The organism is Burkholderia sp. Ap-955, from assembly GCF_011753045.1.
GTDB classification, from domain to species: Bacteria; Pseudomonadota; Gammaproteobacteria; order Burkholderiales; family Burkholderiaceae; genus Burkholderia; species Burkholderia lata_D.
Window position 1 is genome coordinate 1 of sequence record NZ_VWWH01000020.1, and the last position, 18,886, is coordinate 18,886.

Consider the following 18,886-nt stretch of genomic DNA (forward strand, 5'->3'; position numbering starts at 1 on the left):
GTGTGCTCTTCCGATCTACGAGCGCGCCCGCATTGAACACGCCGCCCGAATACGACACGGGCAGCAGCTGGCCGGGCGGCCAGCCGAGCGCGCGCGCGACGCCGGCCGCGAGCCGCGTGAGTTCGTCTGCCGCGCGCAGGATCAGCGTATGCGCTTCGGTGTCGCCCGCGTGCGCCGCGTCGATCACGAGCCGCGACAGCTGGGCGAAGCGGCTGCGCACGGCGCCCGCATTCACGGCCGCACACAGGTCGAGATCATGGTCGAGCGAAAAGTGCGCGCGCACGATGTCGAACAGCGGCCCGCGCGCGGTGCGGCCGTCGGCCATCCGCGAGAACGCGGCGAGCCCTTCGCGCGCGAGCCAGTAGGCCGAGCCCTCGTCGCCGAAGATTTCGCCCCAGCCGCCGCAGCGCGCGGCGCGGCCGTCGCGCTGCCCGTACGCGATCGACCCGGTGCCGGCGACGATGCTGATGCCGTCGGCGCCGGCCAGCGTGCCGGCCCAGCTGCACACCATGTCGTTGCCGATCCGGTAGCGCTCGCGCGCCAACAGCGGGGCGAGCAGGCCGTCGAGCTCGGGCAGCAGGCGGCTGTCTTCGCCATACGCGGGCAAGCCGGCGAACGCATACGCGATCTCGTCGCGCGCGACGTTCGCCGCGGCCAGCACCGCGTGCACGCCGTCGGCGAGCAGCGTGCGCAGCGCGTCCATGCCGATCTCGAGGTAGTAGCTGGTGGTCGTTTCATGGCGCGCACGCACGCGGCCTTGCTGGTCGATCACCATGAACGCGGTTTTCGTGCCGCCGCCGTCGATGCCGAGAAAGAGTGGAGTCATGTGGGCTGCCCCGCATACGGATGAATGGTGACGCCGGCGACGACCCGGTTGACCGTGCCGGACGCGCTCGGGTTGTCGGGCGTGAGCCCGAGCCGCAGCGACGCGAGCAGCGCGAAGCACTGCGCGAGGATCAGCGCGACGGGCGCCAGTGCGAGATCGGGCAGGCCGGGCGGCAGCGGCACCGCGAGGTCGTCGTCGGAGGGCGGCCACGCGCCGGCGCCGTCGGTCGATGCGACGCCGATCGACAGTATGCCGGCCGCACGGTTTTCGCGCCGCAGTTCGCGCAGCAGGTCGAGATCGTAGCGGCGCGTATGCGGATCGCCGGACAGCAGCACGACGACCAGCGTGCACTCGTCGAGGAACGTCTTCGGGCCGTGCCGGAAGCCGAGCGGCGATTCGGCCATCGAGACGATCAGCCCATCGGTCAGTTCCAGCAGCTTCAGCGCGGCCTCGCGCGCGAGCCCGAGCAGCGTGCCGCTGCCGAGATACACGACGCGCTCTGGCAACTGCCGCACGTGCGCGGCGATGCGCGACGCCTGTTCGCGCAGCAGCGTCCGCGCCGCATCGGCCAGCGGCCCGACCGGCATGCCGGCCACGCCGAACGCCCAGGCCGCGGCGAGCAGCATGCCGCTGAAACTGGACGTCATCGCGAACGCCTGGTCGTGCGTGGCCTCCGGCAGCAGCACGACGTGTGCACGCGGATGCGCGCCGAGGCGGCGGTTCAGCATGCCGTCGGCCGCGCAGGTCAGCACGAGATGGCGGCAGCCGTCGACGAAGCGGTCCGCGAGATCGACGGCCGCGACGCTTTCGGGGCTGTTGCCCGAGCGCGCGAACGACACCAGCAGCGTCGGCACGCCGGGCTGCAGCGTGTCGCCGGGGTTCGCGACGATGTCGGTGGTGGCCACGGCTTCGACGCGGCCGCCGAAGCGGTGCCGCAGCGCGGGCACGAGGCATTGCCCGATGAACGCCGAGCTGCCGGCGCCCGTCAGGACGATGCGCAGGTGCGGGTCGGCGAGCAGCGGCGCGAGAAATGCGTCGAGCGCCGCGCGTTGCGCGTCGACGACGGCATGCACGTCGGGCCAGACGTCGGGTTGCTGGGCGATTTCGCGGGCCGTGTGGGCGGCGTGGCGGCGGGTGAGGTCGGCGGGATCGAGGTCGAAAAATTCCATGAGCGGATCTGAGGAGAGTCGGTCACGCGGCACACGCGTGGAGATACGGACGGACGGCCGCGGCCGTGCCGTCCTGCAACAGGGCGCTCGCACGCAGCTCGAGCCGCCCTTCGCGGACGGCCTCGTACTGGCGCGGCAGGTGCTGGCTGACCAGCGTGAGCGGCGGCGGCGATGCGTCGAGGCGCGCGAGCAGGTCGGCGCACGCGCGCTGCACGGCCGGATGGGCCCAGTAGTAGCGGATGCGGTCGCTCAGGCTGTAGGCGAGATCGAGTTCGAGCTGTGCGCCTGCCGCGTAGTAGTCGCGCCAGTGCGCGGGTTCGCTGCGCATCACGCCGAGCACGGTCGCGATGAAGCCGGCGTCGCCGCCGAGCCATTCGCGCTCGATCGCGGCGAGCGCCCACAGCGTTTCGCGCATCGCGAAGGTCACGCCGGGGCCGACCTTCAGGATCGCGAAGTGGTCGCGCGCGAGTTGCGCGAGATTGTCGGGCGTCTGGTAATCGGTCGAATGCGCTTCGAACACGAGCGCGGGTTCGCTTTCGATGAACGCACTCAGTGCACGCGCGTTGCCGGCATCGTAGTCGATGACCTTGTGATGATCGAACTCGACACCCGGCTGCACGACCATCGCGATCACGCGCGACCACGCATCGTCGAGGCCGGCGCGCGCGAACGCGTCGCGATGCAGCGCCAGCGTCGAGCCGGCCGCGTCGGGCGTCGTGACGGCCAGCGCGTCGAGCGTCTCGTGCGCACCGCCGGGCACCGGCACCTCGGTGCCGATCACGTAGACAGGCGCCTCGCCGCGCGGCGAGGTGGCCGCCCACGCGGCTTCGGCGGCGCGGCACAGGCGCACCGCACGTGCGGCGATCTCGGCTTCGGGCAACGGCGACGGATCGTCCGCGCACGACATCGAGCAGTCGAGATGCAGCTTGCGGAAGCCGGCCGCCACGTATTGCGCGACCATTATCTCGGCCTTGTCCATCGCGTGCGCGGCCGGCAGCCGGCGCCAGGCGTTCGGGCCGAGATGGTCGCCGCCGAGCAGGATCGCATCGGGGCTGACGCCTTCGCGTGCGGCGATGTCGAACACGTAGCGGCGGAAGTCGTGCGGCGTCATGCCCGTGTAGCCGCCGTCCTGGTTGACCTGGTTGCAGGTCGCTTCGATCAGCGCGGGGCGCTCGCGCGCCGCGCATTCGCGCAGCGCCGCGGCGATCGCGACCGGGTGCGCGGAGCACACGGACGGGATGCCGATCGCGGGCGCGCCGTGCGACGCGTGACGGGAGGCCTGCTTGTGACGGCGGACGAGATCGAGCAGGGTGTTCATGCCGATTCCCCCGCCGCGTCAGGGGCCGCCGCGCCTTCCGGCTGCAGCGCGAGCAGCAGCGCGGCGAGCAGCGCCAACGCGATGCCCGTCAGCTTGCTGCCGGTCGGCGTCGTGCCGGTGACGGCCATCGAGATCACCGACGTCAGCAGCGGCGCGCCCGCGTTGACGAGCGGCGACACGACGATCGCCTTGCCGAAGCGGAACGCATACACGAGCGTCAGCGCACCGATCGCATTCAGCACCTGGATCACGGCGGCAAGGCCCGGCCCGCTGATTCCGTAGTTGATCGTGTGGCCGAAGTCGGTCATCCACAGCGCGAACGGCACGCAGAGCAGGCCCGTGAGCGCCATGTAGAAGAAGATCGATTCCGCGTCCATCGTCGCGTTCGCGATCTTGATGAAATACGCCTGCAGCCCCCACGCCACGAGCACCAGCAGCGCGAGCGCGAACCACAGCCCGAACCGGGCGGGCCCCTGGCCCGACTGGAAATCGAACAGCGGCAGCGAGCACAGCGCGAGCAGGATGCCGGCCACACCGAGCTTGCCCGTGCGTTCGCGCAGCAGCAGGAACGACAGCGCGATCGTCAGCGCCGGGGACAGCGACACGATCGGGAACACGAGATACGGCGGCCCCGATTCGACTGCGCGGAACAGCAGCATCTGCCCGCCCGCGCCGAGCAGCCCGATGGCGAGCCCGAGCGCGAGCGACCGGCCGTCGTGCCGCACGCGCCAGCCGGCGCGTCCGAGCGCGACCAGCGCGGGTGGAATCATCGTGAACGCCCAGACCACGTAGATCAGCGTATCGGGAAAGCCCTGCTCGGCGGGCAAGCCTGTGAATGCACCCCACACGCCCCACAGCAGGGTCGTGACGAGCGCGTGAACGAGCCAGTTGTTTTGCATCGGTCGCGTTTTTCGAAGTGGGTTCAAATCCGTCGAATTCTTTCGTTTTCTGCCATGCGAGGCGAAACCGGAGGCGTTCGGCGGGCCGCCACGGAGACGTGTCCGGAAAAAATAGCCGAATCACGCGCCGTGAGCCGCCAATCTATGCGCTTTCGATTTCTTTCGTTATTAGCGTAAACCACAAACGAAAGAATACGAAAGATAGACTAGATTGCCGATCTGCGCGAGGCGGATGCGTCGGCGCACGGCCCTTCTTCACGAGGAATTCCGTATGAACGCTTGCTTTTTCTTTCGATTTCTCAGGCCCGCCCGGCTTGCCGGCGGGCCTGAGCGGTACGTGCCGTTTCGTCGCGAGGTGCGCCCATGACCACCCGGCGCGCGTTCGTGCAGTGGCTGGCCGCCGGCGCGGCGAGCCCGATCCTGGTCGGCGTCGGCGTGCGCGATGCACACGGCGCCGTGCCGCAGCGCGTCGCGCTGCGTGACGACCGGCTCGTGATCGAGTTCGACCCAGCGATGCGCAGCCGGCTGGCCATGCGTCGCGGTGGCGGCACGCGCGCACTGACCCGGTTCGATGCAAGCGAGACGCTCGAACAGCTGATCGGTCCGGCGCCGGCGCCGACTTCGGATGGCCCCGCGCCCGACACGCGGCCGGTGCGCACGATCGACCGTTTCGCGATCGTCGACGCCGCGCACGCCGACGTCTCGACCGTGTTCGGGACGGGGCGTCGGCTGCGGCTGGCCGGGCGCTCGGCGAACGGCTTCGAGAAGACGGTGCGCGTCACGCTGCTCGACGCGCGGCCGGGCGTCGCGTTGATCGACACGCAGTTCCGCAACGTCGGCACGCAGGCGGCCGACATCCGCGCATGGAACGTCGGCGCGCACCGGCTGCTGCCCGCCGCCGCCGGCGCGGGCGGCTACTGGACCTATTCGGGCGCGAGCCATGCGGACCGGCGCGACTGGGTGCAGCCGGTGAAGGCCGGCTTCGACCAGCGCAATTTCATGGGCATGAACGCGTCGGATTACGGCGGCGGCACACCGGTCGTCGACGTGTGGCGGCGCGACCAGGGCATCGCGCTCGGCCATCTCGACACCGTGCCGCGCCTGGTGTCGCTGCCGGTGAAGGCCGTGCGCAACGAAGTGGCGCTCGGCCTGCGCGGCGAGAAGACGGTCACGCTCGCGCCGGGCGCGACGCTCGACGCGCCGACCGCGTTCGTGATGCTGCACGACGGGGATTACTTCGTCGCGCTCGACACGTACCGGCAGATGATGGGCGCGCAGGGTTTTCATTCGCCGCAGCCGCCGGCCAGCGCCTACGAGCCGATCTGGTGCGCGTGGGGCTACGAGCGCCAGTTCAGCCTCGACTACGTGCGCGCCACGTTGCCGAAGGTGCAGGAACTCGGTTTCAAGTGGGCCGTGCTCGACGACGGCTGGCAAGTCCGGACCGGCGACTGGGTGCCCGACCGCGCGAAATTCCCGGCCGGCGACGCGGACATGAAGGCGCTCGTCGACGACATTCATGCACGTGGGCAGAAGGCGCGGCTCTGGATCGCGCCGCTCGCGGTCGCGCCTGGCAGCGACGCGCTGCACGACCACACCGACATGCTGCTGCTTGACGCGGACGGCGCGCCGCAGGCGATCACGTGGTGGAACAGCTTCTACCTGTGCCCGGCCTACGAGAAGACGCAGGCGCATGTCGCCGCGCTCGTGAAGAAGGTGATCGGCGAGTGGGGCTTCGACGGGATGAAGATCGACGGCCAGCACCTGAACGGCGTCGCGCCGTGCTACAACCCCGCGCACCGCCATGCGCGGCCGGAGGATTCCGTCGAGCATCTCGCGGATTTCTACCGCACGTTCCACGACGCCGCGCATGCGGTCAAGCCGGATGCGGTCGTCGAAGTGTGCCCGTGCGGCACCGCGTACGCGTTCCACAACATGCGCTACATCGACCAGGCACCCGCGTCCGACCCGTTGTCGAGCTGGCAGGTGCGCCACAAGGGCAAGACGCTGAAGGCGCTGATGGGCGCGTCGTCCGCGTATGCGGGCGATCACGTCGAACTGAGCGACGGCGGCCGCGATTTCGCGTCGGCAGTGGGCGTCGGCGCCGTCATCTCGACGAAGTTCACGTGGCCCGTCGATCCGAAGCCGAAGGATTCGTTCCTGCTGACGCCCGAGCACGAGCAGGCATGGCGGCACTGGGTCGAGGTCTACCACGCGCACCGGCTCGCCGAGGGCCGCTATCGCGGCGAGCTGTACGACATCGCATTCGACAAGCCCGAGGCGCACGTCGTGGAAAAGGACGGCGTGCTGCATTACGCGTTCTACGCCGACCGCTGGAGCGGCCCGGTCGCGCTGCGCGGCCTGCAGCCCGACCGGTCATACCGGATCGTCGACTACGGGAACGGCCATCGCGAGGTCGGCCGCATCGTGCCCGGGCACGATGCGATCGCATTGCGCTTCGAGCATGCGGCGCTGCTGCGCGCCGAGCCGCTCGACGCGTGAGTATCAACCGGCATCACCGCGTACCACCGCCCGGCAGCGTGCATCGCCGGGCAACCGGCAGTTCCGCAACGCGCAGTTCCACTCGTCATTCCGATCCCTCCACTGGAGATGCTTCGATGAAAAAGACCGTACGCAACCTTTCCTGTGTCGCGGCGCTCGCGCTGTGCGCATCGATCCTGCAGGCCTGCGGCGACGGGTCGTCCGACCCGCTGTCGGCCAGGGCCTTTGCCGCGCCGCCGCCGGCCGCGGCAGCGCCCGCGCGCGCCGCGTCGCACTGGACGCCCGCCGCGTCGGACACGTGGCAATGGCAGCTCAAGGGCAAGCTCAATACGTCGTACAACGTCGCGATCTACGACATCGACCTGTTCGATACCGATCCGTCGACGATCGCGGCGCTCAAGCAGGCCGGGCGCAAGGTCGTCTGCTATTTCTCGGCGGGGAGTTCGGAGAACTGGCGGCCCGATTTCTCGAAGTTCAAGGCATCCGACCAGGGCAACAAGCTCGACGACTGGGAGGGCGAGCGCTGGCTCGACATCCGGTCGAGCAACGTGCGCGACATCATGACGGCCCGCCTCGATCGCGCGGTGGCGAAGGGGTGCGACGGCGTCGAGCCCGACAACGTCGACGGTTACGCGAACGATACCGGTTTCCCGCTGCAGGACACCGACCAGTATGCGTTCAACGTGTTCATCGCGAACGAGGCGCACAAGCGCAACCTGGCGGTCGGGCTGAAGAACGACGTCGACCAGCTCGTGGCGCTCGAGCCGTCGTTCGATTTCGCGGTGAACGAGGAGTGCAACGAGCAGAAGGAGTGCGGCGGCTACAAGGTGTTCACGTCGAAGAACAAGCCTGTGCTGAACGCCGAGTATGCAGGCAAATACCGCACGCCGAGCGGGCAGCGCACGCTGTGCGATGCGGCGCGCGCGCTCAACATGCGCACGCTCGTGCTGGCGAAGAAGCTCGACGACAGCTACCGGTTCAGCTGCGACGCATCCTGATCGAGCCGCGCCCGTCGTAGCGGGCGAACCTGAGTGACCGACGCGCGCGCATGCCATGTGCCCAAGGCGTGCGCGCCGCGAGCGTCGCGATGTCGCGACCCGGCACGGTGCACGTCGGATGTCGTGTCGGCGCCCGTTCCAATCGATTCGCAGTACTTATCCATGATCACGATGAAAAATTGCATGCTGATTGCAGGCGCTGCCGTGGCGGCCGCGCTTTCCGTCGCCGCGCGCGCGGAGGGCTCGGTCACGCTCTACGGCACGATCGATACGGGAATGGCCTACCTGAACCATGCGGAAGGAGGGAAGTCGCGCGTGTCGATGTCGTCGGGCGCGCTGTCGGCGAACGAATGGGGGTTGACCGGCAACGAGGAGCTCGGCGGCGGGATGAACGCGATCTTCACGCTCGAGAACAATTTCGACGTCGCGACCGGCCAGCTCGACGAAGGGCGGCTGTTCGGTTCGAAAGCGTTCGTCGGCGTCGCATCCGACAGATGGGGCACGCTGACGCTCGGCAGGCAGAACGATCCCGTGACGGATCTCGTGCAGCCGATCACGGCCGACGCATTCAGCGGGCTCTTCGCGCCGCCCGGCGACGTCGACAACTACGACAGCAGCGTGACGTTCAGCAACGCGGTCAAGTGGACGAGCGCGACGTGGCGCGGCGTGACGGTCGCGGCGATGGTCTCGCCGGGCGGTGTGGCCGGCGCGTCGGGGTCGGGCCTCGTGTATGCGGGGGCGGTCGGCTATGCCGACGGTCCGCTGAGCGCCGCGGCCGGCTACCTGCACGTCGACAACGGCAATGCGATTCGTTCGACGCGCGGCGCGTCGTCGGCCGATGCGTTCTTCAAAAGCGCCGTCAGTCGTGCGTATGCCTCGGCCCGGTCGATCGGGATCGCGCGCGCCGGCGCGCAATATGCGATCGGCAACGTGACGGTCGGCGCGGTGTTCAGCTTCAGCGAGTATCTTCCCGACGCATCGTCGACGTTCGTGCGGGCGGAGCGCTACCGGAACGGTTCCGCGTTCGCGCAGTGGCAGGCGCTGCCGTCGCTGCTGGCCATCGTCGGCTATAACTTCACGTGGTCCGGCGGCGATTCGTCCGCGCGCTATCACCAGGCCAACGTCGGCGTCGACTATCTGTTGAGCAAGCGCACCGACTGCTATACGACCGTCGGCTACCAGCACGCGAACGGATTCAACGGGGCGGGGCCGGCCCAGGCGGTAATCGGCTCGTACAACGTCGATGCCGGTACGAATTCGCAACTGCTTGCGATCGTCGGTATCCGGCACCGGTTCTGAGTTCGCCGCTGAGCGCGCCGGCCCGTTTGCGCGTTACTTCCGGCTCTTCAGGAAAGTCCGCCCTTCGGCGGTGATCGACGCGCCGGAGCGGCCGTGTGCGGCATGGCTGACGAAGCCCGCGCTGACGAGTTCGCTCGCGATCGACCAGCCGAGCGCCGGTGCGTCGCGCCCGTAGCGGACGTCGGCGAGGCGTTCGAGCGCCCAGATGGCGGAGGCCGACAGGTTCGGGGTGTTGGACGTGAAGTTGTCGCTCATCGCTTCCTCGTGAAAAGGGGATTCGGGGTGGGCGGGATGCCGTGACATCGGGTGGCGCGCCGGTCAGCGCGCTTGCAGCACGGGCAGCAGCGCCTGCAGTGCCGCCTCCTCGTCGGGGCCGGTGGCCAGCACCTGTGCGGACGTGCCGCCGTGCACCTGCAGCGCCGCCACGGCGGCGCTGTCCTTCGCATCGCTGCTGATCCCGTTCGCGATCAGCAGGATGTCGCTTTCGAAGCCGCGCGCAGCGTCGACGGCTGCCGCTCGTGCGGCGCAGCCGCGGTTGCGGTTCCACGCGGGGCCGATTTCAACGAACACAACGGTTGCCACGATGTCGGAGAGCCTCTGGACGGAACGTCGGGATCGGTGTGCGGCGCCGGGCCGACGGTGCGCCAGGCATGCGGGAAGCGCGCTTTTCCGCATGACTCCGGAAAGCCGGCAGCGCAGCCGGGACATGACATCCTGCGCGGATGTGCCGGCATTCTCGGTGAAACGGGCTGCAAGTCCGGCGAACGGCGCGAAAACGCCCATTATAATACAGCAGCCAAGATATGTGTATTGCATTATAATGTCGTGTGCGCCGGAGGCGGCTCGCCGACCCGTCGGCGCGCGCCTTCAGGCAGGCCGGGCGACGCTGCCAGCGCGCCCGGCCTTTTTATCGACGACTCAACTCCCCCTGAATGGAAGCTGCAATGAACGCCGCCCCCGCCTGCCCGCAATGCGCGATGGAAAACACTTACCCGGACGGCACGCTGACCGTGTGCGCGGACTGCGGCCATGAATGGTCGGCCGGCGCCGGCGCCGAAACGGGCGACGAACCGGCGGGCGACGTCGTCAAGGATGCCAACGGCAACGTGCTGTCGGATGGCGATTCGGTCGTGCTGATCAAGGATTTGCGCGTGAAAGGCTCGTCGATCACGCTTAAGATGGGCACCAAGGTCAAGAGCATCCGGCTCGTCGGCGGCGATCACGAGGTCGACTGCAAGACCGACATGGGCGGCTTCATGCTGAAGGCCTGCTACCTGAAGAAAGTCTGAGCGCGCACGCTCCAATCGACCGTCACCCATCGACTGCCCGTTCATGGCCGAGGATCGAATTTCCTACGACGCGTTCGTCAGGTTCCTGGCGACGCCGCTGAACGACGGCCGGCCGTTCGTGCTGGAGACGCAGCACGCGCTTTCGCTGCACTTCGACCACTTCGGCACGCAGAGCTTCATGTCGCTCCGGGATCCGGGCCGGCTCGAGCTCGGCTATACGCGCGTGATGATGGGCTTTCTGCTGCTGCAGCCCGAGCCCGCGCACATTTGCATGCTCGGGCTCGGCGGCGGTTCGCTGGCGAAGTATTGCTACCGGCACTTGCCCGGCGCGACGATCGACGCGGTCGAGATCAACCCGGACGTGATCGCGCTGCGTGACGTTTTCAGGATTCCCGCCGATGACGGCCGGTTCACGGTGGTGTGCGCCGATGGTGCGGATCATCTGGACAGAGCGGATGTCCGGACGGACGTGATCCTGCACGACGCGTTCGTCGCCGACGGCATGCGGGGCCGCTGTACGGGCGCCGCATTCCTCGCCGCCTGTCACGCGCGCCTGAGCGAAAACGGCGTGCTGGCCATCAACTTCATGGACGACGATCCGGCGCTGCCGGCGCATCTCGAGCAGTTGCGATCGGTGTTCGGTGTGTCGTATACGCTGGTACCGTGCGGCGACGACAACAACTTCATCGCGTTCGCATGGAAGGGTGGCAACCGGCTGCCGTCGCTGCGGATCCTGCTCGAACGCGCACTGGCGTGTGCACGGGCCGGCGAGCTCAAGCTGGCGGCCACGGCGAGGCGCATGAAGGCCGGGGAGAGCGTCGACCCGCAGCGGCTGGTGATGCGGGCGCAGCCGCACGGGCGATGGGAAATCGGCGCGTAGCCGGCATGCAGGCGCCGCCGCCGGCGCGGCCTGTACGGCCGCGCTTACTTCACGCGCTTGCCGAGCGCACTCTTGGTCTTGTACGTCACGCCGTGGCGGTCGAGATACTCGCGGATCAGTTGCCGCACGACTTGCGACGGCGTGAGATCCTGCTCCGCGCAGAGCATTTCGAAGGCTTCCTTTTTCGCGGGGTCGATCAGGACGGTCAGGCGGGCGGTTTTCGTTTCCATTGCGAGGTGAGGGTGGTCGGTATGTTAATCAAATTATAATCGATCCGCCTTCGGCGCCACCGCCGAAAGCGCGCTCGCGGTGCGCGATCAGCGCCTGCTGCGGAGCAACACGAGCAGGTCGTCGATCACCGGCACGATCGCGAGCGTGACGAGCACCGCGGCAAGCGGCACGGTCGACACGTAGCCGACATGCTTGAAGCCGATCGCGCCGGCCAGGCCGCCGATGAAGAACGACGCGAGCATCGTCGCGTGAATCCGCAGTTTCGAGCGGTTGGCGACGACCGCATGCGCGTCGACGTCGGCCGCCGACCGGTTCCAGTAGAACAGCTTCCCGAGCTCGATGCCGAGGTCGGTCACGATGCCCGTCATGTGCGTCGTGCGGATCTCCGCGCCCGACAGCTTCGTGATCGTCGCGTTCTGCAATCCCATGATGAAGCACAGCAGCGTCACGGTCACCGGCACGAAGAAGGTTTCCCACAGCGCGAGGTGGCTGCCGAGCAGCCCGAACAGGAGCAGCAGCGCGGCCTCGACCAGCAGGGGCAGCATGAACTGGCTGTGCAGGCCGCGGCGGCGGCCCCAGTTGACGAGGATCGCCGAGCAACTGGCGCCGATCAGGAACGACCCCAGCGAGCTGATGCCGGCCAGCGCGAGCCGCACGTCGCCGAGCGCCGTCTGGTCGGCGATCGCCGACACGATGCCGCTCATGTGCGACGTATATTGCTTGACCGCGAGAAAGCCGCCGGCATTGGCCGCGCCGGCGACGAACGCCAGCGAAAACCCGAGCTGACGATTCGCGGTCGCGCTGCGGTGTTTTCCCGTCAGGTTTCGAAAGTACTGCGCTGGCATAGGGGCTGGGGGCTTCGCTCAATCACCGCGAATCGCGGGCACGGACGTGACGACCGGCACCGGACGGCAGGGCGGGCACACCACCTGCGCACAGGTGCCGGGTCTCTCGAATCATGTGACGAACATGATAATGACATTATCATACTCTGTTAGTCGAATAGGGGTTTCAGTACAATGTCATCCGGCGCGGCCCGACCGTGGCCCGATTGCGGCTTCGCTGCCGAAGGGCCGCGCCGCCCGCATTCGCGATCACTTCTGCCCACCGTTTCATGACCCCGATCAAGTTCATTCTTCGCTACACGGCGATCCCGTTCACGGCCATCGTGGCTGTGGTGATCTGGACTGTCATACCATCGTCGAAAGAGATCGATGCGAGACAATATGCGGCGCTGTCGCGCGCGTACGCGAGTTTCCCGCTGCCGTTCCGGCGCGAGATCGCGGAAACGATCGACCACGGCCGGATCAACGACCGGCGCTACCAGGCGCTCGTGCGCGATTCGCTGGGCAATGGCGTCGCGCTGGACTGGCCGGCGTCGGGCGTCGGCGCGCTCGCCGACGAGCGGCACAAACTGGCCGAACTGATTCAGGCCGATTCCGATCTTCAAGGGCATCACCAATGAAAACTCTGCTGGTTTCCGTGGCATTCGCGATGATCATCGCGAGCCTGATCTTCGCGCTGTATTTCATGAATCACGATCGCGGCAAGTCCAAGCGGATGGCATGGTCGCTCGCGGCACGCGTCGGGCTGTCGGTCACGCTGTTCCTGTCGCTGCTGATCGCTTACAAGCTGGGCTGGATCGAGCCGACCGGGTTGCCGATCGGGCGCTGAAACGCGAACGCCCCGTTGCATGCGGGGCGTTCGCGTAAATGTGAGTTCGGCTCTCTGATCGAGGTATTATGATAAGAAAACTTATCGTGACGATGGCGTTGTGTGATCCAAAATCAGGTTTCGCACGACGCGCGACAGAGACTGCCAACGCTGCAACGCCCCCGCAGGGGAGACCACGGCCAGTAACAACGTGATTCGCGACGTGCAGCCTCATGAATTCATGAGGCCTTCGCACCTTCCGGCCAACATTGAACGGCGAAGTGACAACCTTGCTTCGCAAACCGCGACAATTTCATTCTGGTCAACGCTACCCGGCACCCAGCACCGCGCAAGCAACAGTTGTGATGCGCGGAGGCCCCGTGGACAAAGCCGCCGCGCTCGCTCGCCTACCGCGGCGTGCTACTCTCGCGACTGGCACCGGCCAGGACAGTTCAGTGGTGCGCGACCAGTGAACATGGTGGATTCACGCATATGTATTCGATCTTGCCCGCGTTTGTATCTGCGTTGTTTCTCGGGTTTGGCCTCTACGTGCTGGCCACCAAGGGACTCACGCGGGTATCCGTCCCGTTCGCCCTGATGTGCGCGACGACCTTCGTCTGGCAGGGAACGTGGGCCTTCCTGTTCCAGACGGCCGACGCGGACGTCGCCAACGTGTTGGTCAAGGCAGGCTACCTGTTCATCCTTTTTCTGCCGACGACCTTCTATCATTTCATGACGGAGATCGTGTCGCGTCGGGACGAGCGGCCGATCATATTCGCGTCCTACGGACTCTGCGTCCTGCTGGCCGTGCTGCTGGTCACGAGCAATGCGGTCGTCGATGGATTCCGCCTGCATTTCTTTGGCCCGTATCCCAACGCGGGCCCACTGCATCCGTTGCACGTCGTGCAGACGGTACTCCTGGTCGGCCGCAGTGGTTGGCTCCTGATCGAGGCTAGACGTCAGGGGCGGGCGCGAGACGTCCGGCAGTTGCTCACGCAATGCCTCGTCAGCCTGGGCCTCTACTCGCTCGCAGCGACCGACTATGCGGTGAACTATGGCGTCGAGTTCTATCCGGTGGGGGTGCTGTTTATCGCGATCAGTCTCGGGATTCTCGCGACGTCGATCGTCCGCTACGGCCTGATGGGCCCCTATCTCCTGGCCGCGACGGTCGCGCACGAAGTGGCCACACCGCTGGCGGCGATCGGCCTGCACGCGGACGAGCTGCGCACCGTCCTGCCGGTGCTGCTGCGCGGATATCGGCTGGCGGTGGAGCACCGGTTGTGCGCCGACGATTTGTATCCTGGACAGCTGGAGCGGCTACCGACGCTCGCGTCGTCGATCCGGCGCCAGGTCGACACCACGAGTACGGTGGTCGAGATGTCCCTGGCGTCCTTTACGCTGGACCGACTCGATCGCCACAGCTTTGCGGCCTATCCGATACGGGCCTGTGTCGACGCCGCCGTGGATCGCTTTCCCTTCCGTCCGGGTGAGCGGGACCGCGTATCGGTCGACGCGATCGATACCGACATCCGGTTTTTCGGATCCGACTCGCTCGTGATCTTCGTCATCTTCAACCTGCTGAAAAACGCCCTGTACGCGATCCACGCAAACGGCCGTGGGCAGATCGAGATCGACGCGCATCGCAGCGACGGTTACTGCGTGGTGCGTTTCAGCGATACGGGCCCGGGCATCGCCCCCGATGTGCTCCCTCGAATCTTCGACGCCTTTTTCTCGACCAAGTCGCACGGTCGCGGCGCCGGCATGGGCCTGAGTTTTTGCCGCCGCGTATGTGAAGCGCTCGGTGGCACCATCACGTGTGAATCCGTCCCCGGCGTCCGGACCACGTTCACGATTCGGCTGCCGGAACCCGGTGCGCCGGCGGACCCGACATTGAACGGTCCGCCGGCGCTCCCCCCGCGCTATCGCGTCGGGTAGGTCGGTCTCACATTCAGTTCGCGGTGGACGGCAGGATCAGTTCATACGCCTTGACCCGTTCGATGATGCCCGGCGGAAACCGGCGGATCCGCTTGTCGGAACCGGCAAATACGATCTGCTGATACCCCAGCGACACCTGCCGTCCGTCAACGTAGAAGCGAAACAGCAGATAGGCCGAACACTGCCGAACCTCGAACGTATTGAGATAGCAATCCACGCGCTGGAACGGAAACGTCTCATGGATGTATTCCTGATGCGCGCGCTTCGTCACGAATGCCCCGCCGGCCCCCATCAGGTTGTTGTGGATGCATTCGTGAAACCAGCGTTCACGGCACACGCCCTGCCATTCGAAATAGCGTGCGAAATAGGTATTCATGAAGGCATTGGAATCCTTGAGGTAAATATCGACCACATGGTGGAAGGTTTTCTCGGACAGATGTGCCGTTTCGTTGGAAAGGACGTGAAGAATTGCGTCTCGCGTCAACATGGATAACTCCTTGAATCGCTACTGGCGGTAGCGGCGCATTCCTTCAACGAGAAGGAATGGCCCGATTCTCCCCGTGCAATTCTCCCGAGCGCGCGATCGAAACATGCCGAATTCGCGAATGAGAAGCAGTTGATGTGCGTCCCACTTTCGCCGGATAATTGCCGCGATAATCATTCGCGGTAAAGCGTCTCCGATACCGCATCCTCTTCTGCTGATTTATCGAGACTCTTATGCAACCCTTCGTTAGGCAGCCGGTGCTTTACCCCGTGTCCGTGGTATTTGTCGACGACAATCCGGATTTCCTGCAGGCGCTGCGGGGCGCATTTCCGGACGAACGCCTGAACCGCTTTTTTACGCACCCCCAGGCGGCGCTCGACTTCGTGTCGTCGCGTGACGCGGAGATGCCACCCACGGCCGCGGACTATTTCGGTGCGGAGAAATCCGGCGGGAATGCGATCGGCGAGGATGCGCTCGCCGATCCAGCCCGATTCGAGGCGGTGGGCGCGGTGGTCGTCGACTATTCGATGCCGGAGGTCGACGGCATCCAGTTTCTGACCTCCATCCGCAACGCGAACTGCACGAAAATCCTGCTCACCGGCATCGCCGACGAGCGCGAGGCTGTGGCCGCCTTCAACGCGGGGCTGATCGATTGCTATCTGAAGAAAACCGACGTCGAGATGGCGCGCAAGCTGGCAACCGTGCTGGATGACGCAAAACGCAAGTGCTGTGCGGCCCGCGGGCACATCAGCCTGCATGAAGCGGGGGCGACCTACCGGGATCCACGGATCGTCAAACTGATCGATGAGGTGGCCGCGCGGGAAGGGATCGTCGAATACTACTGGCGCCCCAATCAGGACGCGGTGCTGATGTTCGATGCCGTCGGCGCGCCCAGTGTATTTCTCGCCTGGAGCGAAGAGGACTGGGCGTTCCAATGCGATATCGTGTCCGACGCGGGCGGACCGGCCGAATTGCGCCAAGGCATGGAAGCGCGCCGCATCATGCCGCTATTCTGGCCATTTCAGGCCTATCGGCCGGGCCTCGCGGACATTCGCTGCGCGGCCCCGCTACCCGTTCCGGGATGGCACGGCACGTTTCATAGCTGGATCCGCCTGGATGATCCGGCCGCCGAGCGCGAACTGCCTACATTGGCAAAATGGCGTCACGCGTAAAAGATCATCCGCCCATTTTCAAACGGAAAGAATCGGCGAGGCGGTGCTGTCGTCAACTCGGAAACCACTCAAATTGGAACAATACCTGTCAATATTGACAGTTATCAGCAGCGCGGAATTTTGTTCCAATTGCGCCTTGTTCCGAGGGCCGCCCACTTTTCCAATATTCCAATAGACGGCACATCCTTTCAGTGCAGACCGTTGACCAGCGGTCTGCACGCGCTCCCAATATCGATCGATTCTCGATCTGATGTTGTCATTACGATTCACAAAAGCTGCAGCGACAAACGATCCGCAAATTTCCGACTGGCGCGTTGAAGTTCGTTTTCACGTCGCGTCGATTGAGATCGTTCGCCGCATTGCGTCCGCAGGGCGCGTCATGCATTGAAATGGACGCCCTCAGACGCCCAACGCCATGGATACGCGCGGGAATGCGGCTATCGAACTGAAATCGAGAGCGTCGCCGTGATCGCCGCGAAACGCGGATGGCCGTCAACCATCTTTGGCACTACGCGCTCTTCAATGGATTGTGGCCCGTGCTCGCGCAGGGCGACGGCGCCCGCGTGGTCGCAGTGTCGTCGCTCGGGCACCGGCTGTCACCGATTCGCTGGGATGACGTCCAGGTCGCACACGGCTACGACAAATGGCTGGCGTACGGGCAGTCAAAGACTGCCAACGCTGTTCGCAGTGCAGCTCGACGTGCTCGGCACACCGTTTGGCGTGCGCGCCTATTCGCTGCATCCGGGACACCGAAGCGCTCATGGCGGAATGCACCGGCAACGACAAGGTCTCGCGGCCGGTGCGGGATTCCCGCGCGGCCGCTTATCCGCGGGGCGGGCGACACGCGACGCGCATCTCCCCGATCAATCCCGGCGCGGGCATAACGTAAGCTGAAATCGGTTTTTCGCGCGCGTCAGTTGCGTCCCTATACTTTGCGATGCTGCGCAGGTAGCGGTTCGCGAAGGCCGCGATCGCGCTGCGCAGCGCCCGATCTTCCCGAACAAGGACTTGCCGAATGACTGCCCGTGATGCCGTCGATCCGCGCGACACGTTGCGCGACGCGCTTGCCGCGCTACCCGATCTCGCGAATGCGATCGGGCAGGATGCCGCGCAACGCGAGGCGCGTCGCGAACTGCCGTTCGATGGGTTTGCGATCTTCCGCCGCTCGGCGCTGGGCGTGCTGCGGATTCCGGTTGAACGCGGCGGCCTCGGCGGCACGCTGGTCGATCTGTTCGACACGATCGCGACGCTGGCCGCCGCCGATTCGAATCTCGCACACGCGCTGCGGATCCACTACGACCAGATCGAGACGCTGCGGCTGTCGCCGCGCACGCCGTTCAACGACGTGCAGCTCGAGCGGGCGCTGGCCGGCGCGATCTTCGGCGGCGCGTCAACCGAGCGCGGCACGTCGCGGCCCGGCGAGAACACCGCGGTGTTGCGTCGGGACGGCGATCACTATCGCGTGACGGGCCGCAAATACTATTCGACCGGCACCGCGTTTGCCGATTTCGCGCGCATCAACGTGGAGAACGAGCAGGGCGACGCGGTCGCCGTGATCATTCCTGTCGCGCGGGACGGCGTGCAGGTGCTCGACGACTGGGACGGCATGGGCCAGCGCATGACCGCGAGCGGCAGTCTGCTGCTGAACGACGTGCAGGTGTTCGCGGATGAAGTCGCCGCGCGCGACGGTTCGACGCTCGTCGGCCGCCATTGCGGCGCGCTGCGGCAGCTGCATCTCGTCGCGACGGGCGCTGGCATCGTGCGCAACGTGGTTGCCGATGCGCGCCGCTACGTGCTCGCGCACGGCCGCCCGGTGCTGCACAGCCCGGCGCCGACCGCGCGCGACGATCATTTCATCCAGCAGGTCGTCGGCGAGCTGTCCGCGCACAGCCACGCGATCGACGGGCTCGTGCGCGAAAACGCGCGGACGCTCGACCGTTCCGCCGACGCGATCGAAGCCGGCGACGCCGATGCGCATGCCCTTGTGCTCGACAGCGCGCTCGCAACGGCACGCACGCAGCTCATCGTCAGCAAGCTTGCGCTGCATGCGGCGGAGCGGCTGTTCGAAGTCGGCGGCGCGTCGGCGACGGCGCGCGAACACAACCTCGACCGGCACTGGCGCAACCTGCGCACGATCTTCAGCCACAACCCGCTGCTGCACAAGGCGCGCGTGATCGGCGACTACGAGCTGAACGGCGTGACGACACACCTGACCGAAGGCCGCGTGTTCTGAC

The 18,886-nt window shown here is 66.4% G+C and carries 19 protein-coding genes and 1 pseudogene; 11 read left to right on the forward strand and 9 right to left on the reverse strand.

The window, feature by feature from the left end:
- From F3J15_RS13955 to F3J15_RS13970, 4 genes are all read right to left on the reverse strand, one after another.
- On the reverse strand, window positions 1-826 hold an 826-nt coding region (locus tag F3J15_RS13955; RefSeq protein WP_166891708.1), incomplete at its 3' end, for a BadF/BadG/BcrA/BcrD ATPase family protein.
- Window positions 823-1,995: an SIS domain-containing protein gene (locus tag F3J15_RS13960; protein ID WP_166891711.1), complete on the reverse strand. Its 1,173-nt coding sequence runs from the start codon at window positions 1,993-1,995 to the stop codon at window positions 823-825. The genes F3J15_RS13955 and F3J15_RS13960, both read right to left, overlap by 4 nt.
- 22 nt (window positions 1,996-2,017) lie before the next feature.
- Window positions 2,018-3,313, reverse strand: a complete 1,296-nt coding sequence (locus F3J15_RS13965; RefSeq protein ID WP_166891714.1) for a D-tagatose-bisphosphate aldolase, class II, non-catalytic subunit — start codon at window positions 3,311-3,313, stop codon at window positions 2,018-2,020.
- A complete protein-coding gene (locus tag F3J15_RS13970; protein WP_069249526.1) occupies window positions 3,310-4,212 on the reverse strand; it encodes a DMT family transporter in 903 nt (300 codons plus the stop codon). Before F3J15_RS13970 ends, F3J15_RS13965 begins: the two co-directional genes overlap by 4 nt.
- A 363-nt stretch (window positions 4,213-4,575) precedes the next feature.
- On the opposite strand from F3J15_RS13970, the gene F3J15_RS13975 reads away from it, so the two are divergent.
- The 3 genes from F3J15_RS13975 (at window position 4,576) to F3J15_RS13985 (ending at window position 9,008) form a co-directional block, all read left to right on the forward strand.
- Window positions 4,576-6,711, forward strand: a complete 2,136-nt coding sequence (locus F3J15_RS13975) for a glycoside hydrolase family 36 protein (protein WP_166891717.1) — start codon at window positions 4,576-4,578, stop codon at window positions 6,709-6,711.
- 116 nt (window positions 6,712-6,827) lie between these two features.
- Window positions 6,828-7,709, forward strand: coding sequence for an endo alpha-1,4 polygalactosaminidase (locus F3J15_RS13980; protein WP_166891720.1), 882 nt, complete (start codon window positions 6,828-6,830; stop codon window positions 7,707-7,709).
- A gap of 171 nt (window positions 7,710-7,880) precedes the next feature.
- Window positions 7,881-9,008 carry a porin gene (locus F3J15_RS13985; protein ID WP_166891862.1) on the forward strand — a complete coding sequence of 376 codons (1,128 nt, stop codon included), beginning with the start codon at window positions 7,881-7,883 and terminating at the stop codon, window positions 9,006-9,008.
- 33 nt (window positions 9,009-9,041) lie between these two features.
- Here F3J15_RS13985 and F3J15_RS13990 read toward each other — a convergent pair whose 3' ends face one another.
- A complete protein-coding gene (locus tag F3J15_RS13990; RefSeq protein WP_069249529.1) occupies window positions 9,042-9,263 on the reverse strand; it encodes a hypothetical protein in 222 nt (73 codons plus the stop codon).
- 63 nt (window positions 9,264-9,326) lie between these two features.
- Complete coding sequence (locus tag F3J15_RS13995) at window positions 9,327-9,824, reverse strand: HPr family phosphocarrier protein (protein WP_240158883.1); 498 nt, start codon at window positions 9,822-9,824, stop codon at window positions 9,327-9,329.
- Between the two features lie 128 nt (window positions 9,825-9,952).
- On the opposite strand from F3J15_RS13995, the gene F3J15_RS14000 reads away from it, so the two are divergent.
- The gene (locus F3J15_RS14000) at window positions 9,953-10,297 is read left to right on the forward strand and encodes a zinc ribbon domain-containing protein YjdM (RefSeq protein WP_021158207.1); all 345 of its coding nucleotides are present in this window, start codon (window positions 9,953-9,955) and stop codon (window positions 10,295-10,297) included.
- Between the two features lie 43 nt (window positions 10,298-10,340).
- Window positions 10,341-11,177 (forward strand): spermidine synthase, encoded by an 837-nt coding sequence (locus tag F3J15_RS14005; RefSeq protein ID WP_166891723.1) that lies wholly within the window; start codon window positions 10,341-10,343, stop codon window positions 11,175-11,177.
- Between the two features lie 44 nt (window positions 11,178-11,221).
- Here F3J15_RS14005 and F3J15_RS14010 read toward each other — a convergent pair whose 3' ends face one another.
- The gene (locus F3J15_RS14010) at window positions 11,222-11,407 is read right to left on the reverse strand and encodes a ribbon-helix-helix protein, CopG family (RefSeq protein WP_021158209.1); all 186 of its coding nucleotides are present in this window, start codon (window positions 11,405-11,407) and stop codon (window positions 11,222-11,224) included.
- 87 nt (window positions 11,408-11,494) lie between these two features.
- The gene (locus tag F3J15_RS14015) at window positions 11,495-12,253 is read right to left on the reverse strand and encodes a YoaK family protein (RefSeq protein WP_166891726.1); all 759 of its coding nucleotides are present in this window, start codon (window positions 12,251-12,253) and stop codon (window positions 11,495-11,497) included.
- Between the two features lie 269 nt (window positions 12,254-12,522).
- On the opposite strand from F3J15_RS14015, the gene F3J15_RS14020 reads away from it, so the two are divergent.
- The 3 genes from F3J15_RS14020 to F3J15_RS14030 all read left to right on the forward strand — a co-directional run bounded on the left by F3J15_RS14020 (window position 12,523) and on the right by F3J15_RS14030 (window position 14,996).
- Entirely contained in the window at window positions 12,523-12,873 is a 351-nt protein-coding gene (locus tag F3J15_RS14020) for a hypothetical protein (RefSeq protein WP_089449483.1), read from the forward strand.
- The gene (locus F3J15_RS14025) at window positions 12,870-13,082 is read left to right on the forward strand and encodes a twin transmembrane helix small protein (protein ID WP_006489184.1); all 213 of its coding nucleotides are present in this window, start codon (window positions 12,870-12,872) and stop codon (window positions 13,080-13,082) included. The genes F3J15_RS14020 and F3J15_RS14025 overlap by 4 nt, the downstream gene beginning before the upstream one ends.
- A 471-nt stretch (window positions 13,083-13,553) precedes the next feature.
- Entirely contained in the window at window positions 13,554-14,996 is a 1,443-nt protein-coding gene (locus F3J15_RS14030; protein ID WP_166891729.1) for a sensor histidine kinase, read from the forward strand.
- 13 nt (window positions 14,997-15,009) lie between these two features.
- Here F3J15_RS14030 and F3J15_RS14035 read toward each other — a convergent pair whose 3' ends face one another.
- A complete protein-coding gene (locus tag F3J15_RS14035) occupies window positions 15,010-15,483 on the reverse strand; it encodes a thioesterase family protein (RefSeq protein WP_069249535.1) in 474 nt (157 codons plus the stop codon).
- Between the two features lie 230 nt (window positions 15,484-15,713).
- On the opposite strand from F3J15_RS14035, the gene F3J15_RS14040 reads away from it, so the two are divergent.
- The 3 genes and pseudogenes from F3J15_RS14040 (at window position 15,714) to F3J15_RS14050 (ending at window position 18,885) form a co-directional block, all read left to right on the forward strand.
- A complete protein-coding gene (locus F3J15_RS14040) occupies window positions 15,714-16,652 on the forward strand; it encodes a response regulator (protein ID WP_166891732.1) in 939 nt (312 codons plus the stop codon).
- 467 nt (window positions 16,653-17,119) lie between these two features.
- Window positions 17,120-17,399 (forward strand): annotated as a pseudogene (locus F3J15_RS38215) (oxidoreductase); the annotation flags it as partial.
- A gap of 268 nt (window positions 17,400-17,667) precedes the next feature.
- Complete coding sequence (locus tag F3J15_RS14050; protein WP_166891735.1) at window positions 17,668-18,885, forward strand: acyl-CoA dehydrogenase family protein; 1,218 nt, start codon at window positions 17,668-17,670, stop codon at window positions 18,883-18,885.
- Window position 18,886: the final 1 nt, after the last annotated feature.